Annotated in this window: 32 protein-coding genes; 17 read left to right on the top strand and 15 right to left on the bottom strand. The window is 63.7% G+C overall.

The window, feature by feature from the left end; all coding sequences use genetic code 11:
• Positions 1-27: 27 nt before the first annotated feature.
• Positions 28-1,647, bottom strand: coding sequence for a 2,3-bisphosphoglycerate-independent phosphoglycerate mutase (gene gpmI, locus BLR35_RS01320; protein ID WP_090376209.1), 1,620 nt, complete (start codon positions 1,645-1,647; stop codon positions 28-30).
• A 96-nt stretch (positions 1,648-1,743) separates the two neighbouring features.
• On the opposite strand from gpmI, the gene BLR35_RS01315 reads away from it, so the two are divergent.
• Positions 1,744-2,166 carry a thiol-disulfide oxidoreductase DCC family protein gene (locus BLR35_RS01315; RefSeq protein ID WP_090376206.1) on the top strand — a complete coding sequence of 141 codons (423 nt, stop codon included), beginning with the start codon at positions 1,744-1,746 and terminating at the stop codon, positions 2,164-2,166.
• A 3-nt stretch (positions 2,167-2,169) separates the two neighbouring features.
• Here the strand turns inward: BLR35_RS01315 and BLR35_RS01310 are convergent, their stop codons facing one another.
• Positions 2,170-2,421 (bottom strand): hypothetical protein, encoded by a 252-nt coding sequence (locus tag BLR35_RS01310; RefSeq protein ID WP_170830939.1) that lies wholly within the window; start codon positions 2,419-2,421, stop codon positions 2,170-2,172.
• A gap of 198 nt (positions 2,422-2,619) precedes the next feature.
• On the opposite strand from BLR35_RS01310, the gene BLR35_RS01305 reads away from it, so the two are divergent.
• Complete coding sequence (locus BLR35_RS01305) at positions 2,620-3,897, top strand: DNA double-strand break repair nuclease NurA (protein ID WP_090376200.1); 1,278 nt, start codon at positions 2,620-2,622, stop codon at positions 3,895-3,897.
• A gap of 1 nt (position 3,898) precedes the next feature.
• Here BLR35_RS01305 and BLR35_RS01300 read toward each other — a convergent pair whose 3' ends face one another.
• On the bottom strand, positions 3,899-4,240 hold the full coding sequence (locus tag BLR35_RS01300; RefSeq protein WP_090376196.1) for a DUF7113 family protein: 342 nt from the start codon (positions 4,238-4,240) through the stop codon (positions 3,899-3,901).
• A 273-nt stretch (positions 4,241-4,513) separates the two neighbouring features.
• Between BLR35_RS01300 and BLR35_RS01295 the strand changes: the two genes are divergently transcribed.
• The 4 genes from BLR35_RS01295 to BLR35_RS01280 all read left to right on the top strand — a co-directional run bounded on the left by BLR35_RS01295 (position 4,514) and on the right by BLR35_RS01280 (position 8,262).
• Positions 4,514-5,140: a DUF7344 domain-containing protein gene (locus BLR35_RS01295; protein WP_090376194.1), complete on the top strand. Its 627-nt coding sequence runs from the start codon at positions 4,514-4,516 to the stop codon at positions 5,138-5,140.
• A 128-nt stretch (positions 5,141-5,268) separates the two neighbouring features.
• A complete protein-coding gene (locus BLR35_RS01290) occupies positions 5,269-7,092 on the top strand; it encodes an ATP-binding protein (RefSeq protein WP_090376191.1) in 1,824 nt (607 codons plus the stop codon).
• Positions 7,093-7,171: 79 nt separating this feature from the next.
• Entirely contained in the window at positions 7,172-7,840 is a 669-nt protein-coding gene (locus BLR35_RS01285) for a hypothetical protein (protein ID WP_090376188.1), read from the top strand.
• Positions 7,841-7,887: 47 nt separating this feature from the next.
• Complete coding sequence (locus BLR35_RS01280) at positions 7,888-8,262, top strand: ArsR/SmtB family transcription factor (RefSeq protein WP_090376185.1); 375 nt, start codon at positions 7,888-7,890, stop codon at positions 8,260-8,262.
• 12 nt (positions 8,263-8,274) lie between these two features.
• Here BLR35_RS01280 and BLR35_RS01275 read toward each other — a convergent pair whose 3' ends face one another.
• Complete coding sequence (locus BLR35_RS01275) at positions 8,275-8,988, bottom strand: class I SAM-dependent methyltransferase (protein WP_090376182.1); 714 nt, start codon at positions 8,986-8,988, stop codon at positions 8,275-8,277.
• A gap of 77 nt (positions 8,989-9,065) precedes the next feature.
• Positions 9,066-9,824, bottom strand: coding sequence for an SDR family NAD(P)-dependent oxidoreductase (locus BLR35_RS01270; RefSeq protein ID WP_090376179.1), 759 nt, complete (start codon positions 9,822-9,824; stop codon positions 9,066-9,068).
• Between the two features lie 145 nt (positions 9,825-9,969).
• On the opposite strand from BLR35_RS01270, the gene BLR35_RS01265 reads away from it, so the two are divergent.
• Positions 9,970-10,359 carry an STAS/SEC14 domain-containing protein gene (locus BLR35_RS01265; protein WP_090376176.1) on the top strand — a complete coding sequence of 130 codons (390 nt, stop codon included), beginning with the start codon at positions 9,970-9,972 and terminating at the stop codon, positions 10,357-10,359.
• 26 nt (positions 10,360-10,385) lie between these two features.
• Here the strand turns inward: BLR35_RS01265 and BLR35_RS01260 are convergent, their stop codons facing one another.
• Positions 10,386-10,994, bottom strand: coding sequence for an alpha/beta hydrolase (locus tag BLR35_RS01260; protein ID WP_090376173.1), 609 nt, complete (start codon positions 10,992-10,994; stop codon positions 10,386-10,388).
• A gap of 168 nt (positions 10,995-11,162) precedes the next feature.
• Here BLR35_RS01260 and BLR35_RS01255 point away from each other — a divergent pair, with 168 nt between their 5' ends.
• On the top strand, positions 11,163-12,002 hold the full coding sequence (locus BLR35_RS01255) for a PspA/IM30 family protein (RefSeq protein ID WP_090376169.1): 840 nt from the start codon (positions 11,163-11,165) through the stop codon (positions 12,000-12,002).
• A gap of 145 nt (positions 12,003-12,147) precedes the next feature.
• Positions 12,148-12,504 (top strand): hypothetical protein, encoded by a 357-nt coding sequence (locus BLR35_RS01250; RefSeq protein ID WP_090376166.1) that lies wholly within the window; start codon positions 12,148-12,150, stop codon positions 12,502-12,504.
• Between the two features lie 74 nt (positions 12,505-12,578).
• Here the strand turns inward: BLR35_RS01250 and BLR35_RS01245 are convergent, their stop codons facing one another.
• Entirely contained in the window at positions 12,579-13,151 is a 573-nt protein-coding gene (locus BLR35_RS01245) for an HPP family protein (RefSeq protein WP_090376163.1), read from the bottom strand.
• Between the two features lie 110 nt (positions 13,152-13,261).
• Between BLR35_RS01245 and BLR35_RS01240 the strand changes: the two genes are divergently transcribed.
• Complete coding sequence (locus tag BLR35_RS01240; protein WP_090376160.1) at positions 13,262-13,819, top strand: cupredoxin domain-containing protein; 558 nt, start codon at positions 13,262-13,264, stop codon at positions 13,817-13,819.
• Between the two features lie 192 nt (positions 13,820-14,011).
• Positions 14,012-14,371: a DUF5658 family protein gene (locus tag BLR35_RS01235; protein ID WP_244510166.1), complete on the top strand. Its 360-nt coding sequence runs from the start codon at positions 14,012-14,014 to the stop codon at positions 14,369-14,371.
• A 55-nt stretch (positions 14,372-14,426) separates the two neighbouring features.
• Here the strand turns inward: BLR35_RS01235 and BLR35_RS01230 are convergent, their stop codons facing one another.
• Entirely contained in the window at positions 14,427-14,933 is a 507-nt protein-coding gene (locus tag BLR35_RS01230) for an FxLYD domain-containing protein (RefSeq protein WP_090376157.1), read from the bottom strand.
• 222 nt (positions 14,934-15,155) lie between these two features.
• Here BLR35_RS01230 and BLR35_RS01225 point away from each other — a divergent pair, with 222 nt between their 5' ends.
• Complete coding sequence (locus tag BLR35_RS01225; RefSeq protein WP_090376154.1) at positions 15,156-16,226, top strand: DUF7972 family membrane protein; 1,071 nt, start codon at positions 15,156-15,158, stop codon at positions 16,224-16,226.
• Positions 16,227-16,269: 43 nt separating this feature from the next.
• On the opposite strand, the gene BLR35_RS01220 is transcribed toward BLR35_RS01225, so the two are convergent.
• Positions 16,270-16,842, bottom strand: a complete 573-nt coding sequence (locus tag BLR35_RS01220; protein WP_090376152.1) for a hypothetical protein — start codon at positions 16,840-16,842, stop codon at positions 16,270-16,272.
• Positions 16,843-17,040: 198 nt separating this feature from the next.
• Between BLR35_RS01220 and BLR35_RS01215 the strand changes: the two genes are divergently transcribed.
• The 3 genes from BLR35_RS01215 to BLR35_RS01205 all read left to right on the top strand — a co-directional run bounded on the left by BLR35_RS01215 (position 17,041) and on the right by BLR35_RS01205 (position 19,852).
• Positions 17,041-18,057, top strand: coding sequence for a DUF7972 family membrane protein (locus BLR35_RS01215; protein ID WP_090379572.1), 1,017 nt, complete (start codon positions 17,041-17,043; stop codon positions 18,055-18,057).
• A 146-nt stretch (positions 18,058-18,203) separates the two neighbouring features.
• Positions 18,204-19,241, top strand: coding sequence for a DUF7972 family membrane protein (locus BLR35_RS01210; protein ID WP_090376149.1), 1,038 nt, complete (start codon positions 18,204-18,206; stop codon positions 19,239-19,241).
• A gap of 59 nt (positions 19,242-19,300) precedes the next feature.
• On the top strand, positions 19,301-19,852 hold the full coding sequence (locus tag BLR35_RS01205; protein WP_090376146.1) for a hypothetical protein: 552 nt from the start codon (positions 19,301-19,303) through the stop codon (positions 19,850-19,852).
• Between the two features lie 31 nt (positions 19,853-19,883).
• On the opposite strand, the gene BLR35_RS01200 is transcribed toward BLR35_RS01205, so the two are convergent.
• Positions 19,884-20,228, bottom strand: coding sequence for a cupin domain-containing protein (locus BLR35_RS01200; RefSeq protein ID WP_090376144.1), 345 nt, complete (start codon positions 20,226-20,228; stop codon positions 19,884-19,886).
• A gap of 110 nt (positions 20,229-20,338) precedes the next feature.
• Between BLR35_RS01200 and BLR35_RS01195 the strand changes: the two genes are divergently transcribed.
• Together BLR35_RS01195 and BLR35_RS01190 are read left to right on the top strand one after the other, a co-directional pair.
• A complete protein-coding gene (locus BLR35_RS01195; RefSeq protein WP_090376141.1) occupies positions 20,339-20,599 on the top strand; it encodes a hypothetical protein in 261 nt (86 codons plus the stop codon).
• Between the two features lie 37 nt (positions 20,600-20,636).
• Complete coding sequence (locus BLR35_RS01190) at positions 20,637-21,272, top strand: IS6 family transposase (RefSeq protein ID WP_090376138.1); 636 nt, start codon at positions 20,637-20,639, stop codon at positions 21,270-21,272.
• Between the two features lie 266 nt (positions 21,273-21,538).
• On the opposite strand, the gene BLR35_RS01185 is transcribed toward BLR35_RS01190, so the two are convergent.
• The 5 genes from BLR35_RS01185 to BLR35_RS01165 all read right to left on the bottom strand — a co-directional run bounded on the left by BLR35_RS01185 (position 21,539) and on the right by BLR35_RS01165 (position 26,935).
• Positions 21,539-22,561, bottom strand: coding sequence for a hypothetical protein (locus BLR35_RS01185; RefSeq protein WP_090376135.1), 1,023 nt, complete (start codon positions 22,559-22,561; stop codon positions 21,539-21,541).
• Positions 22,562-22,642: 81 nt separating this feature from the next.
• Complete coding sequence (locus BLR35_RS01180) at positions 22,643-23,770, bottom strand: acyl-CoA dehydrogenase family protein (RefSeq protein WP_090376132.1); 1,128 nt, start codon at positions 23,768-23,770, stop codon at positions 22,643-22,645.
• Between the two features lie 55 nt (positions 23,771-23,825).
• Complete coding sequence (locus tag BLR35_RS01175; protein ID WP_090376129.1) at positions 23,826-24,872, bottom strand: dipeptide epimerase; 1,047 nt, start codon at positions 24,870-24,872, stop codon at positions 23,826-23,828.
• On the bottom strand, positions 24,869-25,888 hold the full coding sequence (locus BLR35_RS01170; RefSeq protein ID WP_090376126.1) for an N-acetyltransferase DgcN family protein: 1,020 nt from the start codon (positions 25,886-25,888) through the stop codon (positions 24,869-24,871). The genes BLR35_RS01175 and BLR35_RS01170 overlap by 4 nt, the downstream gene beginning before the upstream one ends.
• Before the next feature lie 96 nt (positions 25,889-25,984).
• Positions 25,985-26,935, bottom strand: a complete 951-nt coding sequence (locus BLR35_RS01165; RefSeq protein WP_090376123.1) for a Vms1/Ankzf1 family peptidyl-tRNA hydrolase — start codon at positions 26,933-26,935, stop codon at positions 25,985-25,987.
• Positions 26,936-26,952: the final 17 nt, after the last annotated feature.

The following is a 26,952-nucleotide window of genomic DNA, read 5'->3' as shown; positions in this document are numbered from 1 at the left end:
CCTCTTCCCGCAGGGACGCTGTAAACGTCACTCGAGCAGCGATTCACCGGTCATCTCGGGCGGTTGCTCGAGACCGATCACCTCGAGCATCGTCGGGGCGATATCGGCGAGTGTGCCGCCTTCCCTGATCGTCCGACTACCGTCGGATCCGTCGGGAGCGAGGTAGACGAGCGGGACGTCGTTGTAGGTATGCGCGGTGTGAGGGTCGTCTTCCGTCCCCATGTCGTCGGCGTTGCCGTGGTCGGCCGTGATGAGGACGTGTGCGCCGTACTCCTCGAGCGTCTCGACGAGTCGCCCCAGCCCTTCGTCGACGGCCTCGACTGCCTCGATCGCGGCCTCGTAGTCACCGGTGTGGCCGACCATGTCGGGGTTGGCGTAGTTGAGGACGAGCGCATCGGGGTCCTCGGTCTCGATCGTCTCGATGGCAGTGTCGGTCACTGCCGGTGCGCTCATCTCGGGCTGGAGATCGTACGTCGGTACGTCGGGGCTCTCGACGATTTCGCGGCTCTCGCCGTCGAACTCGATTTCGCGGCCGCCGTTCAGGAAGTAGGTGACGTGGGCGTACTTCTCGGATTCGGCGATCCGCAGTTGGGTCTTCCCGGCGTCGGCGAGTACCTCGCCCAGGACGTTCTCCGGTTGTGTGGGCGGATAGGCGACCGGGAGGTCGAACGTCTTGTCGTACTGGGTCATCATCACGACCTCCGCGTTCGGCGGATCGGTCTCGAGGTCGTCGTGCCAGTCCTCTGGGCGGATGTCCGCCAGCATTCGGGTGAGCTGACGGGCGCGGTCCGAGCGGAAGTTGAACCAGACGACCGAGTCGCCATCTTGCAACGCAAGATGGCTGCCAGCTGAGCTTTGCTCAGCGCTGTCGCCGTCCTCGAGCGCGGGTCGATCCTGCTCACGGCTTCGCCGTTCGCCATCCGAGGCGCGTGGCGCCTCGCTAACCAGCGTCGGCTCGACGAACTCGTCGGTCACCTCTCGGTCGTAGGACTGCTCGACGGCCTCGAGCGCCGACGCTGCCTCGTACTCGGCGTCGCGGTTCACGATGGCGTCGTAGGTCCGGTTCGTTCGCTCCCAGTTCTGGTCGCGGTCCATCGCGTAGTATCGGCCCGAGACGGTGGCGACGTGACCGGTGCCGTGCTCGTCGATCACGTCCTCGAGTTCGGCCAGGTACTCCCGGCCGCCGGTGGGAGAAGTGTCGCGGCCGTCGGTGATCGCGTGGGTGACTGCCTCGACCTCGCGGTCGGCCGCCAGTTCGATCAGCGCGTGAAGGTGTTCTTGATCGGAGTGGACGCCGCCGTCGCTGACGAGTCCGACGAAGTGAATCGTGCCGTCCGTCTCGCGAGCGTTCTCGAATGCCGCGTTGATCGCGTCGTTCTCGCGGAAAGAGCCGTCCGCTATCGAGTCGGAGATGCGGGTGTACTCCTGGTAGACGACACGTCCAGCGCCGATGTTGAGGTGGCCGACCTCGCTGTTGCCCATCTGTCCGTCGGGGAGTCCGACGCGCCGGCCCGCGACCTCGAGTCGACCGTACGCGCCGGTATCGGCGAGTCGGTCGAAGGTCGGCGTCTCGGCGGCCGCGACTGCGTCGCGACCGTCGCCGGTTCCGAGCCCCCAGCCGTCGAGTACGATCAACGCAGCGTCCATGTGCGACGGATACCGACCCTCGCGTAACTAGCTGTCGTTGTCGGCGACGTTTCGACAAACACAACCCTGAACATCGCTCGGCCCGAACTCGAGGTGATGAGCGACTCCGACCTCGAGGTTCCCGACGAACCGATCGTCCTCTTCGACGGCGTCTGTAACCTCTGTAGTGGTTTCGTGCAGTTCGTCGTTCCACGGGATCCCGAGGGTCGGATCCACTTCGCCTCCCTCCAGTCGGACGTCGCCGAGGAGTTGCTGGCCGAACACGAGCCGTCGGCCGACGACCTCGAGTCGATCGTGTTGATCGACGGCGACGACTGTCACGTCAAATCGAGCGCCGTCATCCGAATCGGGGAGTATCTCGGTGGAATCTACGGGCTCGCGACGGTCGGTCGCGTCGTCCCGCGGCGGCTCAGGGACTGGGCCTACGAGTTCGTCGCTGCCCGCCGGTACGACTGGTTCGGCCAGAAAGAGCAGTGCATGATGCCGACGGGCGACGTTCGCGAACGGTTTCTCGAGTAGCGGTTAGTCGTGGTCGAACGTCGCACCACAGTCGCCACAGATCGTACCCTTCCCGGGTTTGGTTCGCTGTGCGAAGACGGAGCCACACTCGTCACAGACCATGTAGAGTCGGTGTTCCGGATCGACGCCTGCCTCGAACGTCATTCGGATCCAGGCGTCGGGTTTCCCTTCCTCGTAGAGCGTAAGTCCGGAGCTAGTTTGTCGCCAGTTGATCGCCGGCTCGGGGGTTTCGACGGTTTCCGTACCGTTTGACATCGGGGTAGTACCGTCCACGACGCCACCTATTATAATTTTTCTGATAGTATTTTACCCGTTCTCGAGTAAATGCGTGATAGGGGCTCCCTACCCTCGAGAAGAAGACGTTCTTTTTATCCGTCATTACTCGGTCAGCCGTCACGATCGGACGAGCGAGCGACCACTGGATTTTTGCGGGTGCGCTCGGAGTCCACGGCTATGACGCTCGATCCGGTCCACTTCGACGGAATTGCGCGGCTCGCGAGGCGGATCGACCACGGGGCCGACGAGCGCGACCGCCGTGCGTTCGCCGAGACCGTCTGGGAGGAGTTTCTCGACCCGCTGCTGGACGACGAGGGACGGACAGTCCTCGAGCCGATCGACGAGCAGGCCCGCCGGTTCGTCGACTGCGAAGACGTCGCGCTCCGGGAACGGGAGTTTCCGACCGAACACGGACTCGACGCGGGGACGATCAACCCGACGACGTTCAAGAACGGCCTCGTCGTCGACATCGCGCAGGCGGCGATGAGCGCGACGCCGAGCGACCTCGACCTACACCGCTCGCGAACCGTCGTCGCGACGGTCCACTCGAACGACGAGACGATGACGGTCGACGAGGGATGGCACAAGTTCGACGAGGGCTACAGCCGCAGCCAGGTCGTGAAAGTGCCGCCGCTGCCGCGGTTCGCCGAGGGCGTCGTCCACGCGCTCGCGCTCTATCTCGCCGAGAGCGAACACGCCCTCGGACACGCCGACGACGTCGAGGACCTGCTCGTGCTCGACGGCCCCATCTACCCCCGTGGGCTGCTCCGGTGGGCCGACCGCCACCCCGACCTCGAGGACTTCCTGCTCGAGGACCCGCGCCCGACGACGGTACTCGAGAACTACGTCCGTCTCGTCGAGACGTTCGTCGAGCGAGACCGACCGCTCGTGGGGTTCGTCAAGAATCCGGCGACGCGCGTGATCACACGGACGCTGAAACGCAACCGGAGTATCGACGTCAGCACACCGTGGAACGACGATTCGGCGCTTTTCACGCGCCTGCTCGAGCGGGGAGAGTACGTCGACGACGTCGAGGGAAGTCGCTGGGAGCGCGACGCGTCGGCGCTTTCCTACACGAACTGGTTCCGGTCGCGGGGTGGTGTGGATCGACCGCTGTCGGTCGACGGGAACGCGCTGGGCGTCGAGCGGAAACTCTCGAACGAGAACTACGAGGTCACCTTCTTCGTCGTCTACGACCCGCGAGACGACCTGATCTATCGGGTCGAGGCTCCCTACGCGTTCACTCGCGATCCGGATCGGCGCGAGCGGCTGACGATGCAGTTACTGCAGGACGTCGCGATCGCACACGGCCCGCCAACGATCGTCGAGAAGGCAGACGAACTGGCCAGGATCGATCGCTCGGAGAAACGATCGCTGCGCGAATCCTTCGAAGAAGAGTTCGAAACGAGCCAGGACCGGAACTACGACGACCACCGCTGGGACGAGACGTACTGAACTACTCGACTCGAGGCTCCGCTTTCTCCACCTCGAGTTCGACTTCACCCGGGTCAACGCCGATGCGGGCAAACTGCGTGGTAACGTGTTCTTTGGCTCCCTCGAGAGCCTGTTCTCTGGTGTCGAATCCACGCGGCATCGGCGACTCGAACGCGACGTGAACCTCGCGGTCGTCGATTCGCTGGACCGTCCCGCCGCTGTCGACCTCGTAGAACTCGTCACAGATCCAGACGTACGCGGCGTCGCCGTCGGGCGCACCGCTGAACGTGGGCGGGCGTTCACCTCGTTCGTACAGAGTCCCGGTGAGTTCGGTCCCGCCGGCACGACCGCGTACCATGAACATGCCGATAACTACGGTCTCAGGCAGGAAAAAGGCGTGGGACCCACGATAGCTCACTGCTACCGCCGATCCAGAGCGGCTGTTTCCGCCGCCGATACGTTCGATAGTAGAGACGATCTCGTTTTTACCACAGTCAAAGGTCCGTTACGAACCGTTGTTCGGCTTCTTCTGGGAGACGCACGCGAGTATTGGTCGATTACGAAAGTAATGGACAGGTACCTGACCCAAATCGTTTTGGAAACGGGCTTATCCCGATTGCAGCAGTGAACAGTAGTAATGAGTTCGGACGCTCACATCGGCGGCACGACCGAGCAACACCCGCTGGACAACGTTCCGACGGAGCAGTACGACGTCTTCCAGCACCCCAGACGGGTTCGTCTCCTCGCCGCGCTCGAGGACCTATCGAAACCATCGCTGGCGGAGATTACGTCGGCCGTATTCGAAGCGGAGGCCGAGGACACGGCAATGCCGGAGACGGAACTGCGACGGGAGATTCGAACGACGCTCGTCCACAACCACATCCCGCGGCTCGTCGACCACGACATCGTCGAGTGGGATCGCACCGAGGGCGTCGTCGAACTCCACGAGCCGTCGATGATTCAGTCGGCAGCGCTTACGACGCTGCTCGAGGAGACCGACGACGAACAAGAAGTACTCGAACGAGTCGTCGACCCCCTCCGACTCCGCCTGGTCGACGAACTTGCCGACAGCAACCAGCCTCTCTCGCTGGAACAGCTCGCGTCCACGCTCGCCGCCTCCGACGACGCTCCCGGGCCCGATCGGACGAAGGTCGGACTCCACCACTCCCACCTTCCCGTGCTCGAGGAGACCGGTGTCGTCGAGTACGACCGCGAAGGCGGTCTGGCCACGCTCGCCGAAGACGTCCCGGAACTCCTCCAGTAGCCGCCGCGATCCGAACTCGATTACGAACTTTCCCTGTTTTTCGAAGGCCCTCGAGCAGCAGTCTTTCCCCGAGTCGTGTCATCCGCTGGATGGAAACGCGTTTTAGGAACCGGTCGGATAGTGTGACTATGAGTGATCTGGGAGATTTCGGCGACTTCGACGCCGACCCCGACGACGGGGCCGATTCGCCGACCTCGAGCGCGACGAACGACGGGAGCAGTTCCACGGAGACGGTTACTGACGACGGATTCGAGCCGACGGACGTCGAACCCAGCGGCGAGGACGTCGGCGTCGGTGCGATCTGTGTCTCCCAGGGGCTTCGCATCGCCGAAGACGAGGACGACACGACGCTGCGGGCCTACGTCACCCGCGGCAACCGGTCGTCGATCCGGATCGGGAGCTACCTCGTCGCTCCCTACCCCGACGGCGAGACGCTGTTCTGTCGGATTACGGGACTGGAGTACGCCCAGCAGTATCACGCCGACGACGCGACCGAGATCCATGCACGACGGGCGATGCGCACCGACGAGGTCGAGGAGGCGGATTACAAGTTCGTCGCGGGGCTCGAGCCGGTGGCCGTCCTCTACGACGATAATGGGGACCTCAAACGGCGGATGACCGACCGCGTGCCGAAACCCCAGACCGTCGTCCGGCGGGCCACCGACACCGAGACGATCAAGACGGGACTGAAGATTCCCGAGGACGGCGTCTTCCTCGGCCACCTCTCGGTCGGCGGCGAGAAGGTACAGACTGCGGCTTCCCCGCCGACGATCGACTACCGTTTGAAAGACGACTACGACTCCGGCGACCCGCTGGTCTTCCGACACAGCCTGATCGCCGGCGGGACGGGGTCGGGGAAGACCCACGGCGCGAAGAACATCCTCCGGCAGTACCTCGCCGAGGAACGGACGTATCCCATGGAGGACGGCCGGTCCGTTCAGGCGGCCGTCGTCCAGTTCGACCCGCAGGACGAGTACGCCCAGATGCACGACGACAACCCCGACCTGGACGGCGAGTATGCTCGTCGCCTCGAGCGGGAGGGTGTCGCTTACGGCGGCGTCGACGATACGACGGCCTTCGTACCAAAAGTCGGCTCCTCGTCGTACTCGGCGGGTCACCATCGCGCCGAGCAGGTCGAGTTCACGATTCCGTTCTCGATGGTCCACGAGAACCCGTGGCTGGTCGCGGGCAGCGGCCTGAACGACAACCAGTACGGCGCGCTGACGAGCGTGCTTCTGCCGCGGTTCCGCAAGGAGTACGGCTCCCAAGCGACCTACGAGGAGTTCACCACGTTCCTCGACGACCCCGCGCTCCGGGAGGAACTCGACGAGTCCGGCCGCGTCCACGAGGCCACCTTCGACGCCGTGCGCCGGCGCGTGCTCGGCTTCGACCACGTCTTCGACCAGGACGCACGACCGATCACCGACATGATCAACGACTTCGTCCGTCCCGGCGGCCTCTCGGTCGTCCCGACCTACCACGTCAGCGACACGCGGGCAGCCGAGACCGTCGTCCTCGCGCTCTCGTCGCTGTTGATCGACGAGAAACTCTCGAACGATCCGACCTACGACCGCATCAAGGAGACGCCGCTGGTACTGGGGATGGACGAGGCCCACAACTTCCTGACCGACGCGGACTCGGTGCAGGCGGGCAAGGTCATCAAGAAGTTCACCGAGGCAGCGAAGCAGGGCCGCAAGGAGCGACTCGGCCTCTTCCTGATCACCCAGGACCCACAGGACATCGACGACGCCGTCTTCAAACAGATCAACACCACCATCGTCCTCAACTTAGGCGACGAAGACGCCATCAAGAGCGTCAACATCCCGAGCAATCTCGAGTCGAAGGTCCCCTACATGGAGAAAGGCCAGATGGTCGTCTACTCGCCGGACAACTCCGAACCCGTCGAACTGATCGGGCTGCCGAAGTGTCTGACCCGACACGGACGCGACTAAGCGTCGCTGAAATTACCAGCCCTCTTACTTAACTGGCGTTCGCCAAACGATCAATACTCTCGCCCGGGACCTGTCGGATATGGCAGGTGCCACTCTGACGTTCGCGTTCGACGACCACGAACAGGAGGATCGGTTCGTCACGAACTACCTCGCCCCAGCCTGGGAGCGGTTCGAGGCTGCCGACTGGTTCGAAACCGGCTGGTTCTGGCGATACGGGCAGTTCGACGAGTACGACGTCGACTACGGGCCATCGGTCGAACTGGTCTTCGAGGGCGACCCAGACGCGTTCAGCGAGGCCGAACGCGACCGATGGGCGGAACTACGAGACGACGGCATCCTCGAGTGCTGGACGCTCGAGCGCTACGAACCCGACTTCGAGAGTCTGCTCGCACAGCAACGAGACGCCAAAGGCGAGGCGGGCGGGAAACTCGAATACCGACTGAAGCCGCTGACGACGCGGTTCGCACTCGAGATGGCCCGGGCTTTCGACGAGCGCGTTCCACCCGTCGGAACCGAATCGGAGACGAACCCGACCCCGATCGGGTTCTGGGTCGTGATCCACTACGCGATGCTCCAGAACGGCTACGACTGGTACGACGAGATCAACGCCGCGAACAAGGCGATCCAGAACCGCTGTCGGTCGCTCGCCCACTACGCCGACTCCGAGGCGGCCGTCGACGCGCTCGAGGCGGTCGTCGACGACCTCGAGGCGCTGGCCGACGAACTCGAGGAACCGGAGACGGCCTGACGAGCCACCCCAAACACCATACTGTCGGGAATAGAACACGACGAGAGATGACCGAGGAGATGGACGACCCGACCGACGCACTCGAGGCGCTTGGCAACGAGACGCGACTCGCCATCCTGCGGACGCTCGCGGAGGCCGACGGACCCCTCGCGTTCTCCGAACTCCGCGAGCGCGTCGGGATCAGGGATTCAGGAAAGTTCAACTACCACCTCTCGCGGCTCTGTGAGTACTTCGTTCGGGAGAGACAGGAGGGGTACGAACTCGGTCACGCGGGGACGCGACTCATCGCGACGACGGACGCAGCAGGGAGTGACGAACTCGAGGGCGGGACCGATCCGGAGCCGTGTCCGGTCTGTGGTGAGGACAACTGCGAAAAACTCATCCACGTCCACCTTCGGACGCCGTGGTTCGACTCGGCCTGAGACTGGTTCGGGCTACGACTTCGGATACTGCATGGCGAGGCTGTACATCTCGCCGACCTCCTCGGTCCCGATTTCCGCGACAAGTCGATCGGCCCGCTCGACCAGCGGTTCCGCGAGGTCGTCTGGCAGGTCCGCCGCGTAGTCGCGGACGACGTCGACGTGAGCCTCGAGCAGGTCGGCCGTCCACGGTACTGGCTCGAGGATCGTCCGCGTGCGGTCGTGTTCCCAGCCGTGGCCCGCGAACAGCCGACGCAATCCCGAAGCAGGGTAGAACGTGAGTGCGGGTTCGGCGTCGACCAGTTCCGCGGCGGCGTTCTCGACGGCGAACAGGTCCCGGATGGGCGAGGAGTCAGGAATCGGCGCGTAGTCGTCGACGACGAGAGTCCCGCCGGGCGCGGTGACGCGAGTTAGTTCCTCGGCGATCGGTGCGAGCGCCGACGGCGAAACGACGTTACAGAGAGCGTGGGCCGTCACGACCTCGACGGAGTCGTCGGAGAGCGGGATCGAGCGCAGGTCAGCCAGGTGGATCGCCGCTCGCTCGTCGTCGATCCGCTCGCGAACCTCACTGGCGTGGTCGGGGTCGTTCGTGACCGCGTGAACCTCCCGTGCGCCCGCCTCGAGCAGGCCAGCGGTCGTGTTCCCGACGCCGGCACCGGCCTCGAGACAGACGCGGTCGTCGACGGTGCGGTCCGCGAGGGCTCGCTCGACGGTGGAGGGAACGTTCATATCGAACACACCTGTTGTCGATACAATAAATCTCGAGGCGAACGTGTGACCGTCCGGTCGGAAAAGGGACGGTGACGCTACTGCGCGAGGTAGCCGCCCTCGACGGGCAGCGTCACGCCGGTCACGCGCGAGGAGAGGTCGGAGCCGAGAAAGAGCACGGCGTTTGCGATCTCCTCGGGATCGGCGAGACCGGGCATCGGTTCGGTCTCGCGGAACTGCGCTTCCATCTCGGGGTTTTCCTCGATCACGCGCTCGATCATCTCGGTGCGGACGATGCCGGGAGCGATCGCGTTCGCCCGGATTCCCTCGTCGGCGTACTCGATAGCGACGTACTTCGTGAGGTGGCTGACGGCCGCTTTCGCTGCCCCGTAGCCGCTGTACTGGGGAACCGCGACTTCGCCGCCGATCGAGGACGCGCTGATGATCTTCCCGCCGCCGTCCGCTCGCATCGCCTCGACGCCGTATTTCATCCCGTACCAGACACCTTTCAGGTTCACGTCGATGACCTGCTCGAAGGCCTCGTCGTCGTACTCGTGGAGTCGGGACACCGGCCCCTCGATCGCGGCGTTGTTGTAGAGGACGTCGATACCGCCGTACTCCTCGAGGGCGGTTTCGATCATCGCCTGGACGTCTTCGGGGTCGGAGACGTCCGTCTGCACGAACGTCGCTTCACCGCCGTTTTCCTCGATACGTTCGACGGTGTCGGTTCCGCCGTCTTCGTCCACGTCGGCGACGACGACCGACGCACCGTGTTCGGCGAACGTCTGTGCCGTCGTTCGTCCGATTCCGGATGCTGCGCCCGTGATGACTGCGACGTCGTCTTCAACTAATTCCATGCTGCTGGTATAGGGCCCGTCACGGCATAGGGATACTGGTGAGGTGCTCGAGTCCGCCGAGTGTGAACCGTTCTCTACCAATATTGTATTTGACACGCTTGGCTTGGCGAGAATTTTTATGTAGACAGCCTGACCAGATCAGGTCATGGCATACTACGAATCAGACGAACTGACGATCGAGTGGGATACGACCTTGCAGACAGTCGTCATGGACTGGCACAACTTTGCTGAGGGGGACGCGTATCGCGACGGGTTGAACGCGGGTCTCGAGCTGGTCGAGGAAAAGAACGCCGCAAACTGGCTCGCCGACTTGCGAAATCTCGGAACGCTCAGACAGGCCGATCAGGAGTGGACCCAGAACGACTGGCATCCACGGGCGTTCGAAAGCACCCTGAAGAACATCGCTATCGTCCAGCCCGAAAGCGTCGTCGCGAACCTCTCGGTCGAAGAACTCGTCGCCGAAGTCGGCGACAACACGACCTCGCACATCTTCGACGATCGTGAGGACGCCCGTTCGTGGCTCCAAGAGCAGTAGCGGATCGGTCGAATAGATTTTCTGCGTTACTCCGCCTCGAGCAGCGCCGACGCGAAGAACTCCGAGACGGCGTCGGTGATCGTCCCGTTCTGGCCGACGAAGAAGTGATCACCCGGGATCGCTACGACGTCGTCGCCGCGCTCGGTCGCGCGGTCGACGATCGGCTCCCAGTCGACGGTGTCGTCGCGTTCGCCGTACAGTATCTGTGTGGAAACCGACAGTGCCTCGAGCGCCTCGAGTGCGTCGAGGTCGTCTCCGAGTCGAGCTGTCGGTGCCAGCGCGGAGACGGCGTCGACCGTCTCGAGGTCGGCCGTGGCGATCAACGCAAGCGTCGCGCCGAAGCTATACCCGAAGAGACCGATGCGATCGTACCGCTCGCTCGCCCAGCGGACGGCGTTGCGGACGTCGGCCAGTTCGCCGTCGCCGTGATCCCACTGGCCGTAGTCGAACCGGAGGCAGGCGACACCGTCCGACTCGGTCAGCGTCTCACCGACCGCGACGAGTCGACCGTCGGTGCGCGAACCGCCGTGCTGTGGGTGGGGCGGACAGGCGACGACGATCGCATCCGTCGCCTCGCCGGGTTCTTCGAGCGTGGCGCGGACGTCGCGTCCGCCGGGTACCAGAACGTCTGCCATGGGCGTTCGTTACGGTGGGGAGCTAATCAACGCCGGGTTTCGACCGAAAACCGGTGGTCGACGCGGGAAAGCATCCACCGAACGGCACCTATGGACTCCCTCGAGGCAGATCTGTCAGGTCTGTCGTCAAAGTGATGTTTTTAAGGCGGGCGAACGATACGTACGAGTATGGGCATCCTCTCTCGGACCTCCTACGTCATCCGGTCGAAGATCAACTCGCTGCTCAACCGGGCCGAGGACCCGACGGAGACGCTGGATTACTCCTACGAGCAGATGCGCGACCAGCTCCAGGAGGTCAAACGTGGTATCGCTGACCTGACGACCCAGAAGAAACGCCTCGAGATGCAGAAACGCCGCCTCGAGGACAACGTCGAGAAACACAACGAGCAGGCTCGCACTGCGGTCCAGCAGGACCGCGAGGACCTGGCGCGGCGCGCACTGGAGAAGAAGAAGACGAAGATGAACCAGATCGAGGATCTGGAGCGTCAGATCGCGGACCTCCAGAATCAGCAGGATCAGCTCATCGAGCAGAAAAACGAACTCCAGACCAGAATCGAGGAGTTCCGCACGAAGAAAGAGACGATGAAGGCCCGCTACGAGGCCGCCGAAGCCAGTTCCACGGTGTCGGAAGCGATGACGGCCACGGGCGAGGAGTTCGAGGACGTCGGCCGGGCGATCGAACGCGCCGAGGAGAAGACCGAAGACATGGAGGCACGCGCCGCCGCGCTGGACGAACTCCACGAGAGCGGTGCCTTCGACGACGTCATCTCGGACAAGGACAACATCGACCGCGAACTCGAGGAGCTATCCGCCGGCAGCGGCGTCGAGGCCGAACTCGAGACGCTCAAGTCCGAAGTCGGCGACGGCGAGGGTGAGGCCGAGCCGGAGCCCGAGCCACAGGAGACGGCCGACGTCGACGAGTCGGAACTCGAGGACCTCGAGGACGACGTCAACGACGAGGAGATCGAAGCCGAACTTGCGGAGTTACAGGACGAAGAACGAGACTGAGCGTCCACTGTATTTCCGGCGAAAGCGAGTTCGACGAGAGCGGCTTTTAGCTGAATTGAGATGGATCGGCGAGCGACGCCTCCCTGCGTTCGTAACCGCTCCAGCAGGAGTAACTGTTACCACTGACCGTGTGGAAGCGACACATATGGCTACGGAATCATCAGCCGCGGTCGACTCGATTTCCCTGCTCGAGCAGGTGGTGTTGCTGGGGGTCACCGAGCTGCATCGAGAGGGCGAGACGCCGGTCAAAACGCCCAAAATCCGCCGGATATGCAAAACGCAGATCGTGAGCGACGAGTCGAGGGTCGTCGGCTCGGTAAGCGAAGCGGACGTGATTCGGTCACTGTACCGGCTCGAGGACGAGGGGCTGGTCGACGAGACCGACGCCGATCGAACGTCGCCGACCGGGAAGGGGCGACCGGTGTACGAACTCGCGGTCGAACCGGAGACGGTGTACGAAGGTGTCGACGACGAACTGAGTGGCGGTCCAGGCTCGAACTGATGGGGCGAATCCGGCGGTGGGGATCGATTCGACCCATCAGTCGACGCCTGGAACGGTACTGAGCGAGTAGGGTCCTATTCGCGAGCGTCTCGCGGTTTGAACCCGAACCGTTCGGCGAGCGTCGAGATGACGCGGTCGTGGAAGTACCAGAGGATGGCGACGGCTCCCACGATGATGGCTGCGTCCTCGAGTCCCCCCATCAGGCCGAGTGCAACGATCAGCGTCGTCGCACACGCGGCGGCGTGATTCGTCTTCGTCACCAGCATCGTGGTCGTCGTCAACATCATCGCGAGCGTCGCGCTCGCGGAGAGATAGACGAGGTCCATCGAGAAAGCGGGATCCGGCTGGTCGAAGACGACGTACGCACTGACCTCGTTCCCCAGGAGCGCGTACGCGATCAGTCCCCCGACGACGGCGACCGCGTGGCCGCCGATAACGTGGTAGGCACCCTCGGCTCGTGCCTTCTCGCCGGTGGCCATCAGGTACGCCGACGGGCCAAGGCTCGGAAACAGGAAGGGACGGCCCGTCGCGAGGGTGATCAGCCCGAGCACCGTAAAGTGCAAAAAGACGTTGACCGTCGCGCTGTACTCGTCTCTGAGGTCCAGCTCGCGGTCGGAGACGTCGAAATCGTGATCGAAGTCGAACAAACCTACCCCAGTTAACGTCGTCTGCAGGCAAAAGTACTCACGCTGCAGTTGACCTCGTTTGACTCCGTAACCACCGCGTTCTTTTTCCTGCCAGCCGCGAACGCTCAGCTATGGGCGGGCAACGGGTCAGGCGTCGACGGATACTGGCAGCCAGCAGCGGCTTTCTGGCGGGTGCGGTCGCTGGCTGCCTCGATCCGCCAGCTGGTGAAGACGATCCCGAACTGGGAGATCCGGAGCCGTACGTCGAGGTCGAACTGTCCGGGATTCCGGGCGACCCCCATCTCGATCCGCCCGTCGTCCACCTCGTCGACGGCGGGATCCTCGAGTGGGTCGTCGAGAGCGGCAGCCACGACGTCACTGCCTACCATCCGGCCACCTACCGCAACCAGCAACGGATCCCGGAGGATGCCGACCCCTGGACGAGCGCCGAACTGATCGGGGAAGAAGCGTCGTTCGACCACCAGTTCGACGGCGAAGGCGTCTACGACTACGCGTGTACGACTCACGAAGACGAGGGTGCAGTCGGAAGCATCGTCGTCGGCTGGCCGGATCCGGACGACCAGCCGGGACTCTCCCCGCCATCGGGCGAGTATCCCGACGCCGCCATCGAGGAACTCGAGCGATACAATGAGCGAGTCCGGAAATTTCTCGAAGAGGCCCATCGGTAGCGGTCAGATCGGTATAGTAACAACTGAAACTGTTTGCACACCGATCGCACCGGTGTCGTGCGATCGGGTGCGCACTGACTTTCAGTGGCTACTATATCCGACCACGACCATACCGGTTAAAACAAGCGTATTAGGGCCTGTACCTATAGTTCTGCCATAGCTTTCATTTATCGAGTCGCCCTCGTATCGATAATGAACTGGTCGAAGACGACGGGAATGGCCACCGTCGACTGGGCTCTTGCGCTGCCGTCGGTTCACCACTCACTGTGGATACTCGCCGTACTCACGTACGGTATCGGCGACCTCGCGAGTACACTGTACTTCGTCTCGACGGCACCGGTCGTCGAAGCCCACCCGATCGCCGCTCACGTAACGGCCTCCGTCGGCCACGGGATTCTCGTTCCCTGGAAGATGGCGGCGTTTCTCCTGTTCTACGGACTGTACCGAATTACGCCATCCGACTATCGGATCGGCGTCCCGATCGGACTCGTGCTACTCGGGGGCGCGGTTACGGCCTGGAACGTCTATCTCTCCGTAGTCCTCGTCGAGTAGTAGCCACTGACTGGCGACGCCAGTCAACACGTAGCCGTCTCCTCCGGCGACGTCCTCACGTCGGCGTCCCGAGTACCGCCACGTCGTAGTCGGCGACGTCGTCTGGCGACTCGAGCACGACGACCTCGAACTCCCAGACCCTGCCCCCGTCGAGGTCGCCGGTGGAGGCGAGATAGCGGCCGAGCTGGGCCCCCTCGTCGTCGTAGACGCGAACCCTGACCTCGACGAGCTGGATGCGGCCGTCGCCGGTGTTTTCGACGGTCCCCTGTACGGTCGATCCCCTGAAGTCGTCCTCGAGGACGAACTCGTGATCGCGCAACGAGAGGCCATCGAGCGGTGTGACGCTCTCGTTGGTCTCGGTCTCGGCGACGGCCTCGGCTGCCGACATCTCTTCGGCCGACCGTTCCTCGCCGTCGACGTCCTCGATCACGCCGTCTTCGTAAGCCGGAGCGTCGCCGCCGATGCTGCTCTCGTCGCCAAGACAGCCGCCGAGCGCGACGGCACTCCCCGTACCGAAGGCGACGAGAAGGCGGCGACGGCTTCGCGAGTCGTGTCGGGTCATCGTCGTTGCCGGCCGGGAGAGCGTTCGCCACGATCGATCGTGCGTGCACACAGGGCCGGAGGCGTCGGCGCTGGCATGCACGGTCGGACGGGGCGGATACCTTTCAGTATGGGCCCTGCAGTGTGCGGTCGGTCGATTGCGCGCAGCTCGCTCTCAGGACGAGAATTCGACCGTGGTGTGCAACGCGGGGCCTTATTGTCGGGAGCGGTGAACGAGAGAGCTATGGGGTCGTCCGACACTGACGAGACGCTCGATTCCTTCGGGACCGACATCGGGAAGCGGACGAACTCGTGGACCCGGTTCCGGGAGTGGGTGTTAGTCGAAGTCGACCGGCTGTTTCTCACAGCGATCATCTCGATCGGTGTCTTCGTCGGATTTCTCCTCCTGGGCGAACTCGGCGTCATCTCCTTCGTCAACGACGACTCGATCACCCGGCTCGCCGGCGGGATGATCGCCGGCACGTTCTCACTGGTCACGCTCGTCGTCTCGATCAACCAGCTCATCCTCTCCCGGGAGTTCGCCGCCGCCGGCGAGTCCGAGAACCAGCTCGAGGGAGTCATGGAGTTTCGCGAGGACGCCGCGGACGCAGCCATGGTTCCAGCGAGTCCAGCCTCCCCCACGCGATTGCTCGAGTTGCTCGTCGAGACCATTAGCAGTCGTGCTGAGACGCTGGCTGCCGAAGCAGGAGAACACCCGAGCGACGAGATTCGGACGCAGGTGACCCGGTACACGAATACCGTGATAGAGAGTGCCGAACGAATCGACGACACCCTGGAACACACGAAGTTCGGCACCTTCCGTGCCGTCTCAGCCGCGATCGGCTACAACGACGCCTGGCAGCTGTACGCCGCCAAACATCTCCACGGGAAGTACGACGACGATCTCTCCGAGGACACGCTCGAGGCGTTCGACGACCTGATCGACGTCCTCGAGTTGTTCAACGTTGCTCGTGAACATTTCAAGACGACGTACCTCCAGCGTGAGTTGACCCGGTTCTCGCAGTTGACGCTGTACTGTGGGGTGCCCGCGGTCCTGTCGGCGATGCTCATCGGATTCCTCTATGCGGATCTGGGCGGTGCGAGCATCAGCATCGCCTACCTCCCGTACGTGGTCAGTGCCCTCATCGCGGTCGTCGTCTCGCCGCTTGCGCTGTTGACGTCGTACATCCTACGGACCGCAACCGTGACCCGTCGGACCGCGTCCGTCGGCCCGATGTTGCCCCAGAAGGATCCCGACGAGGGGCCGTTCGAGGTCTCCTACGGCGGCGAACGGGGAAGCGAGACCGCGGACTGAACGGGAGTCGCTCGTCGCTGGACTGTGACTGCCCGATCGGTGACTACTCCTGTGGAGTGTCCGTCGCCTCCTCGAACGGTGCCTCCGCTTCCTCGGCTTTCTGTGACGACTCCACGAACACCGAAAACAGCGCACCGAGCAACAGGCCGTAGAGGAGGTGGCCCACGAGCGTCTCGAACGCGAGCATCGGGAATCCGGGATCCTCGATTCCGCCGATCGACATCCAGATCGGCAACACGAGCAACGGGAGTATCGCCCACACTGCGAGCCCGTAGACCATGCCGGCGAGCGCGAACCGGACGCCGGGCCCCATCGCAGCGATGAAGCCGGTTTCGACGTCGGCCATCAACGTTCCGAGGATCAGGTTTCGGCTGACGATAATCCCGAAGACGATCCCGAGAACGAGTCCGTGAACGAGATGAAAGATCCAGCCGGCAGTCCCGATCGGTTCGACTCCGTATATCGCGGGAATCGCCTCGGTGATGATCGCCGAATCCACGAACCACAGCACTACGCCGAACAGTAACGATCCGACGACGCCGCCGAGCGCACCACCGAGAAGCCAGTTTCCAGTGCCGCCGAACCCGTGCTCGGTTGGACTGTCCACGTTACTCATGATGCGACGACGTACGACGACGCCCGGCAAAAGGCTGCGTGGACAGTCACTGTTTCGAGAGGGTCGTTCGGTATCGTTACGATCGTAGGCTCGAGTTACGACGTCGCGGTCGTGATTCTCCCGTTCGGTCTCGTCTCCGGGCCCGTCACCTCCCGGGCCGGGTATTTTACTCGCCGATATCGTTCGTTCGGACAGTCGATGAGTGACTCGGAGTCGAACGAGGAACAGGAGCGTCTCGGTGGGGTACGGCTGTGGGTCTTGCTCCAGTTGAACCGATGGGCGTTCACCGGCGCGATCCTGGCGATCGTGTTCGTCGTTCTCGTGGCGACCAGCCAGATCGGGCTGACGCCGTTGCGGTTCATCGTCGAGAACCAGGATGGCATCGAGTTTCTCTTCTCGTCGTTCATCGGCGCGATCATCACTGGGACCTCGATCGTCGTCACGATCAACCAGCTGGTGCTCTCCCAGGAACTCGGTGCCGTTGGCCAGCAACGCGACCGGATGAAGGACGCGATGGAGTTCCGCCAGGACGTCGAAAACACGATCGACGAGGACGCGAGTCCACCAGAGCCCGCTGCCTTCCTCTACGAACTCGTCGATGGCGTCCACGAGCGGGCGAACGAACTCGAGTCGGAGATGGAGGACGAACGCGACGAGGAACTGAAAGCGAAGATCAGCGACTACGTCGAGGACGCGACGGGCAACGCAGAGAGCGTCAAAGAAGACCTCGAAGACGCCCAGTTCGGGACGTTCGAGGTTATCTGGAACGCCCTGAACTTCAACTACTCGCGGAAGATATACGACGCCCGAAAGATCCAAGCAGACCACGAGGAGTCGCTGTCTGACGAGGCAAACGAGAAGATAAACCACATGATCGACACGCTGAAGCTGTTCGGCCCGGCCCGCGAGCACTTCAAGACGCTGTACTTCCAGTGGGAGCTAATCAACCTTTCGCGGGCGCTGCTGTACATCTCGGTCCCTGCGCTGACCGTGATGGGGATCATGATCATGTACGTCGACGGGAACGCGTTGCCGGGGACGACGCTCGGGGTCGACAATCTGGTCTGGCTCACGAGCCTGGGGTTCGTGATCGGCATCTCGCCGTTCGTCATCTTCATCACGTACATCCTCCGGATCGCGACCGTCGCCAAGCGGACGCTGGCGATGGGGCCGTTCATTCTGCGCGAGTCGGAGCGAGACGAGGACCTGGGTTGATACAGTTTACTGTAAGTCATTTCCGGCGCAACCGCGACCCGGGCAGCGGTTGCACCGGTAAATCGTTACAGCAATCCGTATGAGACGCCGTCTCGGATTCCTGCCGTACTTATTTCAGCCCCTCCGTGGTATCCCGCTCTCGAGCGATGAGCGGCGACGGCTCCCAGCCGAGCGACACGATGGCCGAGCGCAGCGAGGACCCGACCTGGAAACATCACCTCCTGTTGAACGCTAACCGCTGGCTGGTCACCGTGGGGCTGATGATCTTCGTTTTCGTCGGCCTGCTGGCCATCGCCGAACTGAGTCCCGTCTCCCTGCGTGCGCTGATGGGCGAGAAAGAGCCCGTCCACACGCTGTTCCAGGCGCTCGTCACCGCACTCATCACCGGCGTCACACTCGTCGTCACGATCAACTCGCTCGTGCTCTCCCAGGAACTCGGTGCCGTCGAGGACCAGCGTGAGCGTCTCGAGGGCGCACTCGAGTTTCGGACGGACATCGAGGAATCGATCGACGCACCGATCAGCCCGCCGGAACCGGCGTCGTTCGTCCAGGCGATCGTCGCCGCCTCCGAGGAGCGCGCCGAGGACTTTCGGACGGCCGTGTCGGACAGCCAGGACGACGAACTGATCGAGCGCGTCGACGACTTCGTCGACAACGTGACGACCCACGCCGACGCGATCCGGGACGACCTCGAGACCGCACAGTTTGGCACCTACGACGTCGTCAAGGCCGCGCTGGATTACAACTACTCCTGGAAGATCTTCCGGGCCCGCCGGATCAAGAACGCTCACGCCGACTCCTTTACCGACGAGGCCGAGGCAGCGTACGACGACCTGCTCGAGTCGCTGAAGCTGTTCGGCCTCGCCCGCGAGCACTTCAAGACGCTGTACTTCCAGTGGGAGTTGATCAACCTCTCGCGAGCGATGATGTACGTCGCGGTGCCGGCGCTGGTCGTCGCGATGTCGATGCTGCTGTTCTTCGATACCGACGTTGTGACGGGGACGGTCCTCGGCATCGACGCCCTCGTGTGGATCGTCGTGGCGACCTCGACGATCGCAGTCACTCCCTTCCTCCTGCTAATCGCGTTCATCGTCCGGATCGCGACGATGGCGAAACGAACGCTCGCAATCGGGCCGTTCATCCTGCGCGAGTCGAGTCGCGGCGAGGATATCGAGTGGGAGTGACGGCACGACCGCCGTCGCTTCGGGCCAGTTATTTGTCGATCGCGAATCAACTATCGCGTATGTACCGCCGCCCCCTCCTCGCTGGCGTCCCGGCGGCCGTCACTGTCGCCCTCGCGGGCTGTACGGCCGTCGGTGATCGCGTCTTTTCCAGGGAACCGACGACGCCGTCCGGAACGACAGTCGACACGCACGCCGAGGTGACGGACGTACTCGAGGACGGACTGGGATACCACCAGACCGAGGGCGACTACGTGGGAGGCCGTGAGGACCACTACTGGACCGTCGTTCCCGATCAGGAGACCGCAGACGAGCGGTTCGACCGAGAGGGGTCGATCGACGACTTCCTCGAGGCGACCGACTTCGAGACGGCGTACCTGCTGGTCGTCCAGTACGGCATGCAATCCGACCGCGAACTGGTCTTCGAGGAACTCGAGCGCACCGACGACGGGATCCACGCGGCGTTCTCGATAGAGACGCCGTCCGTCGGTGGTGACGACTACGCGATCCACTCGAGCGTCCTCCGGATCACGGACGAGGAACGCGAAGTCCCGGATACCGACGACGTCACGATCACGATCGACGGCGACGCGTATCCGGCACCGGATACGTGAGAGAAGACGAACGAACGACGACTCGCCGCCCTCAGAGCGGTGCGCCGACGAGAATCAGCTTCGCCCGTTCGTCGCCCTCGTTGCGGATCTGTCGAGTCTCGTCGGGGTCGAGCCGGATCGCCTCGTCTGCCTCGAGCGACACCGTCTCGTCGCTGTCGGTAAGTTCGACCTCGATTTCGCCCTCGAGGACGTAGTAAATCTCCTCCTGACCGGTCTCCGTCTCGTCGTGTTCCTTGCCCTTCCCGCCGGGCTCGAGTTCGAGTACGGTGAAGCCGACGCTATCGGACTCGAGTTCGTCTTTCAGGAACCACATGCCGCCGAACTCCTCGGGGACGACGGATTCCGGATCGGCCTTGGCTGCGGTGTCGTAGCCCATAGTCGTCGTTTTCGGCGAACGCTTAAAATGGCCGTGGAGCCGGTAGAACCGTCACGAGGACTCGATGCGAACACCACAAAATACTCACACGTCAGAGTAGTAAACCGGACGTGCGACGACGAACAGTTCTCGCCGGGCTGGTTTCGGGAATCGGCGTCGGAGCCGGCTGTCTGGGAAGCGACGATGGGACGACGGACGAAGACCGAGATCTGACCGCGTTCCAGAACGGCCCCGTTCGTGCCGACGGTGAGCCGCTTTCGGTAACGGACGACGCCGAGTCGACGAGCGACGACCTCGAGCGGGAAGCCGCGTCGGTCGCGAGAGACCACGTCTGGTCGTCCGTCACCGACGAACGGCGCTGTTCAGATTAGAGTTTGAAGGAGCGAGGCGGTGGAATTCGTGGTGTCCATGCCAGAATTCAACCGCCTCACACTACTTAGCAGCGACATTCAGTTAGAATTTGTGGAGCGCGAGCAGACACCGCGCGAGCTGATGCGGCTCAGTATCCACCTTCATCTCGCCGGTCTCTCGCTTTCGGATACTGTTCAGATATTGGAGAGATTCGGTGTCGACCGTGCTCGGTCAACCGTCCATAACTGGGTGCAAAAAGCAGAGCTACAGCCCGAGGACGGCAAATCACCGGATCACGTTGCGGTTGATGAGACTGTGATCCAGCTCACTGACGACCGGTACTGGCTGTTTGCAGCGGTTGATCCAGCAACAAACGAATTCCTCCACGTTCGGCTGTTTCCGACGAGAAACACGGGTCTTACGGGGATCTTCCTCGACGAACTAAGCGAGAAACACGACGTCGACGACGCCGTGTTTCTCGTCGATTCTGCAGACTGGCTCAAAGCCGCACTCCACCGCCGTGGCTACGAGTTTCGGTACGAACGCCACGGTCAACGCAACAGCGTTGAACGTGTCTTCAAGGAAGTAAAACGACGAACGTACCAGTTTGGAAATTGCTTCAGAAATGCCGATCCAGAAACGGTCGAAACATGGCTTCAAAGCCTCGCATACTACTGGAATAGGTTAATCTGAACAATGCCCCGACGAACTGGACGACCCACTCGCAATCGAGAAGGGGACGAGAGACGACGACTACGCCATCACCGTGGTTCTCGAAGTATACGTCGAAGACGATGAAGTAGTCGAACAGCCGAACATCGAGTTTTCCGACTTCGTTTCCGAAGTCCCCGAAACCGTCGCGGTCTCTCTCGTCGACGGGGACGACCATCACGAATACATGGTTCCAGTATACGCCAGCCAGGAAACCGTAACCCCGGTTTAAACGGCTACTACGACTGTTACGGCCGGAAATCGAATCCGACCGAGAGCGACTCGGGTCGCTCGTCGGGCGTCACGTCGTCGGGCAGGACGTCCCAGTCGAGTTCGTCGCTACCGGGTTCGGCGTCGGTGTCGAAGTCAGGATCCTCGGCCGGCGGCTGATCGCGATACTCCGGCGGCGGCCCGCCGTGGGCGTAGACGCCACCGGGATGCTCGACGGTCCAGACGTGCATCATACAGGGGGTCCGACAGGGGAGTCGGACATCGCCGTCGGCGAAACTCCGTTCGTAGACTTTCTGGTAGAACCACCAGGCGAACCGGCCGGGAAGCCCGGAATGGTAGTGCCACGGAGAACAGCGGTCCGGGTCGTCGGCAGGAGGCTCCCCGTGATCGTGGCCGTGTCCGTGGTCGTCTTCGTGGTCGCGATCCCGATCGTCGTGATGGTGCTCGTCGTTATCGGCGTCTACCGAAGACTCGAGGTCGTCGTCCCAGTCCGACTCTTCTGTCCCCCACGGATCGTCCTCGTCGTCGGTCTCCTCGTACACCGCTGGCGGGTCGACCGGTTCCCCGTCGCGCGTCGCGATAAACATCACGCCGATCGAGCGCCAGGAGTCGTTGTCCACGAGCACCGACTCCGGGCGTTCGGGATCGAGCACCGCGTCGTCACCGATGTACTCCGGACTCAGCCAGTGCGACCAGCCGTCGTCGTCCCCGTCGAGCGTGTCGAAGTAGGGTTTAAAGCCCGCGTCGACCAGCGCGCCGACGTCCGGATACTCGGTTTCGAGCGTCTCCCGGACCTCCCGCTGGAGGGCAACCGTAACGGGATGGTCGTCGGCACAGCCCTCGGTGCTCGCGCCCTCACAGTAACCCATACTCGGCTCGAGCGTCGCCTCGGGACAGCGTCGCTCGAACAGCGCCCGGTCGCGCCCCTCGCCCGTGGCTGCGGCCGAACTCGACCCTGCCGCTGCCAGCGTCACCGTCCCCGCCGATGCCCGCAACAGTGTCCGACGGGTAACCCGCCGGCGGTCGCGTCGATCGTCCATGTGCAGGCCCGTTCGACATCGACCGCCGTTGTAAACCATGTTGGCGGTCGGGCTGACAGTGTCCCCCGCTAACTCGACGGCTCACTCGAGAACGGCGTCGGCGACCGTGTCCCGGTGGAGGGCGTTGGGGCCGCCGGCGATCGTCAGCAGGCGCGCGTCCCGCAGGTAGCGTTCGACGTCGCTGGCAGCGGTGTAGCCGACGCCGCCGTGTAACTGGAGGGCGTCGTTCGTGACGTCGACGGCGGCTTCGGTGGCGTAGAATTTCGCAGTGCTCATCGCCTGGCCCGCGTCGCGTCCGCGATCCGCGAGATCGGCCGCTCGAAGCGTCAACAGCCGTGCAGCGTCGACCTGCGAAGACATCTCCGCGAGTTCCCAGCGGACCCCCTGGAAGTCGCCGATCCGCTCGTCGAACTGCCGGCGGTCGGTCACGTGTTCGACGGCATCCTCGAGCGCCGCTCGAGCGAGGCCAACTGCTCGTGCCGGGACGTTCACGCCGACGTCGACCCGACTCCGCTGGACGTACGCCTCGCCCACCGACCCGATTCGTCGATCGTCTGGGACGCGAACGTCCGCAAGAGTAACCTTCGGCGACTTGACGCTGCGAGCGCCGAGCGTCTCCCAGACGTGATCGACCTCGAACGCCTCGGTCGGGACGAGAAACGCGCTGATGTTGTGCGGCGCGTCCTCGTCGGGACCCGTCCTGGCGTAGGTGAGGACGACGTCCGCATCGAGGAAGTTCGTCACCCAGCGTTTGTGACCGTCGAGAACCCACTCGTCGCCGTCCCGTTCGGCGGTCGTCTCCATCGACAGTTTGTCGCTGCCGGCCTCCTCCTCGCTCAGTCCGAGCGCCCCGACGGTCTCGAATCGGCTCATCTCCGGTAAGAATCGTTCGGCCTGCTCGTCGGTGCCGAACCGTTCGACGACCGTCGCCACGCCGAGATGCAGGGCGAGCGCGCTCGCGACGGGCATCATCGCGGCCGACAGTTCCTCTATCGCGAGCACGAGATCGACCAGGTCGCCGCCCTCGCCGCCGTGCTCCTCCGAGAGCGTGAGTCCGGCCAGTCCCATCTCGCCCAGCGAGTCGAGAATCTCTGCAGGATACTCCTCGTTGCGATCCAGTTCGCTTGCACGCGGTTCGATCTCCTCGGTCGCGAACTCCCGTACCGTATCCCGGAACGCCGCCTGCTCGTCAGTAAGCGTGAACCTCATAGACTCGACCACGACAGCGAGGGGGATGAATGCACGGCCGAACGAAACGATTCGCTTACTCGAGGACGGCGCCGGTACCGGATCGGTCGAGACTCTCGAGGTCGATACGGCCGCCGGGCATCGCCACGCCGTCGTAGGGGTCGTCGTCGAGCAGCAGAGAGCCGTCGAGGTCGGCGTAGTCGAGCATCGGCGCGAGGTGACAGGCCGCCGCGATCGAGGCGTTGGACTCGCTCATACAGCCACACATGACCTGCAGGCCGTGGGCGCGGGCGGCGTGGATGATCCGTTTCGCCTCCCGGAGTCCGCCACACTTCATCAGTTTCAGGTTCGCGATGTCACAGCGGTTCGCGATCTGTGGGACGTCCTCGACGGTGATACAGGACTCGTCGGCCGCGATCGGTAGTGCTGCGCGCTCGTAGACGAACTGGAGCCCCTCGGGGTTCTCGGCGGGGACGGGCTGTTCGACGAACTCGAGGTCGTAGGCTGCCAGCTTCTCGATCTTCCGGACCGCTTCGCGGGGCGTCCAGGCCTCGTTTGCGTCGACGTACAGCCGGACGTCCTCGGCGGGAGCGACGTCACGAATCGTCTCGACGATCTCGATGTCGCGGTCGGTGCCGAGTTTGACTTTCAGCGTGGTGTAGCCGCGCTCGAGCGCGAGTTCGGTCTTCTCCCGCATCGTCTCCGTGTCGTCGATCCCGATGGTGTAGGAGCTCTCGACGGTGTCGACGGGATCGAGTCCCCAGTACTCGTACAGTGAGACGCCAAGACGCTTGGTGACGAGGTCGTGGAGTGCGATGCTGACGGCACATCGAGCGGCGGGGTTTCGCTCGACGGTCTCGCGCATCCGGCGCTCGATACGGCCGAGCTGGTGTGGGTCGTCGACGTCTTCGACGACCGACAGGAGGTCCGGCAGGACGGCCTCGACGGTATCCGCCGTCTCGCCGTAGTGAGCGGACGGTCCGGCACCGCCGACGCCGACCGTCCCTTCGTCGTCCTCGATACGGACGGTGACGACGTCGGTCTCGGTCGACGTGCCACGCGAAATCGTGAACGGGAACTCGAGCGGCAGGGTGTGGCGCTGGAAGGAGGTCTCGAGCGTCATTCGAGGATCACCTCCAGGATCTCGTCGGTGTCGTGACGGATGACGTCGGTCGCCGGCGCACCGAGTGCGTCGGCGTACTCGTCGACCGCTTCCCGGGCCGCATCGTCCTCGAGATCGGACGTGTTGAGCGCACCGGCGACGACCTCCGCCTCGGCAACGGGTGCCGAGAGGTTCTCGTAGAGGTCGACGTACGTCGGGATCGAGGGGAGGTCGAACGACTCGTAGCCGTGGACGACCTCGCGGCCGGCATCGTGACAGAGGACGAGCTTGTCCGGCATCGAGCCGTGGAGGATGCCACAGGTGACCGCGGAGTAGGCGGGGTGGACGATACTGCCCTGCCCCTCGACGATCAGGTAGTCGTGTTCGTCGCCTTTCTCGACGATCATCTCCTCGACCGCGCCGGCGGTGAAGTCCGACACGACGCGGTCGATCGGGTTCCCCCAGCCCTCGATCATGATCCCGGTCTGGCCGGTCGGGATCACGCCGACGTCGTAGCCGGCCTCGCGAGCGTCGCGGGCGAGGCGCATCGAGACGGTCATCTTGCCGACCGAGCAGTCGGTGCCGACGGTCGTGATGACCTCGGCGTCGACGTCGCCGGCGATCCCTTCGGCGACCGTCAGATCGTCGTCGGGTTTGCGGACGTCCCGGAGTTCACAGCCGTTCTCCTCGGCGAGTTCGACGAACTCCTCGTCGTCTTCGAGGAAGTAGTGCAGACCAGAGATGACGTCACAGCCGTACTCGAGTGCGGTCCTGACGTCCGACCGCCAGCTCTCGTCGAAGCCGCCGCCGATCGGCGCGATGCCGATCAGCAGGGCGTCGACCTCGTCGGCCTCGAGGTCGTCCATCCCCTCGACGATCGGGGCGTCTTGGACGTCGGGAACGTGGTCTGAGACGCGGCTACCTGCGGATTCTCGGTCGAGGACTGCGACGGCCTCGTAGTCGGCATACCGGAGTACGCCGAGTGCCGTCTTTGCCCGGCCCGGAAACTTCTCGTGGGCGAGTATTGCGACGCGCATATCGGGGACATGGACCAGGGAGTACTTAAGGGTGCTCTCCGGTTCGCTGGCGGACGTATCTTGCCGGTTCTAGGGCGAATCGGCGTGATCGAGAAGCTACAGAACCTGCAGTTCCGTCGTCCAGAACGATCGGTAGGCGTCCTCGAGCGCCGGTTCCGGCTTTCCGGTGGCGTCGACTGCCGCAGTCGCTGCCGGCGTGGGTTCGACCGTCGTCTCCTCGGCGAGCGTGTCGACGACGCCGCGTTGACCCGTCAGGTAGAGTCGATCGACCTCACCCGCGACGCGTTCCTCGAGCGTTTCCGTGGCCTGCTCGAGGTGATCGTCGATCTGTTCGTCCCGAATTCGTTCGAACCGCGCCTGCGAGAAGCCACCTTTCGAGTGGCTTCCCTTCACGTCGCTCTCGAAGCCGTGGAACTCGAGTCGCTCGTCGCCGTCGTAGATGCCGACGGCGAACAGGTCCGTCCGGACGAGCGCGAGCGCGTGGCTACCGATCGGCTGGAACCACTCGCGATCGAGGGTAAACCGATCGTTCCAGGCGGATTCGCTACCGGGGAAAGCAGGTGGGTCGAGGGCGACCGAGACGATCCCGGCGTCGTCGACACAGAGCACGCAGGGGGCGGCGTCGTCGACGAGCGCGATCCGCTCGTGGCCGAGGGCTTCCGTCAGGTCGCGTTCGATACGAGCGTCGAGATCGGAGACGCCGTCTTCGACGACGGCCGTCAGCGCACCCTCCGACTCGGTTCGGACCGACTCGAGACGGTCGAGCACCTCCTCGAGTCGAGCCCCACGCAGTTGCTCGCGGCTCCGAACGTCGACGGTCGGGCCGTCCGCGTCCTCGTCGATCCGTTCGAGTTCACCCTCGAGCTGGGCGATCCGGTCCTCGAGGCGGTTGACCGTCTCCTCGGCTTCCTGTCTGGCCGTGGCCGCCGCTGCCCGGCGGTCGGACTCGGCCTCGTACTGTTCTCGCAGCCGATCGTTTTCCGCCTCGAGTTCGTCGATGCGGTCTTTGAGCGACGCGCGTCCGAGTAACTCGTCGAGGTCGAGCATTCGGGCGAAAAGGCGAA

The sequence above is a fragment of the Natronobacterium texcoconense genome (assembly GCF_900104065.1).
Classification (GTDB): domain Archaea; phylum Halobacteriota; class Halobacteria; order Halobacteriales; family Natrialbaceae; genus Natronobacterium; species Natronobacterium texcoconense.
Note: the sequence above shows the minus strand (reverse complement) of the source record. Positions and strands in the feature narration are given on the sequence as shown.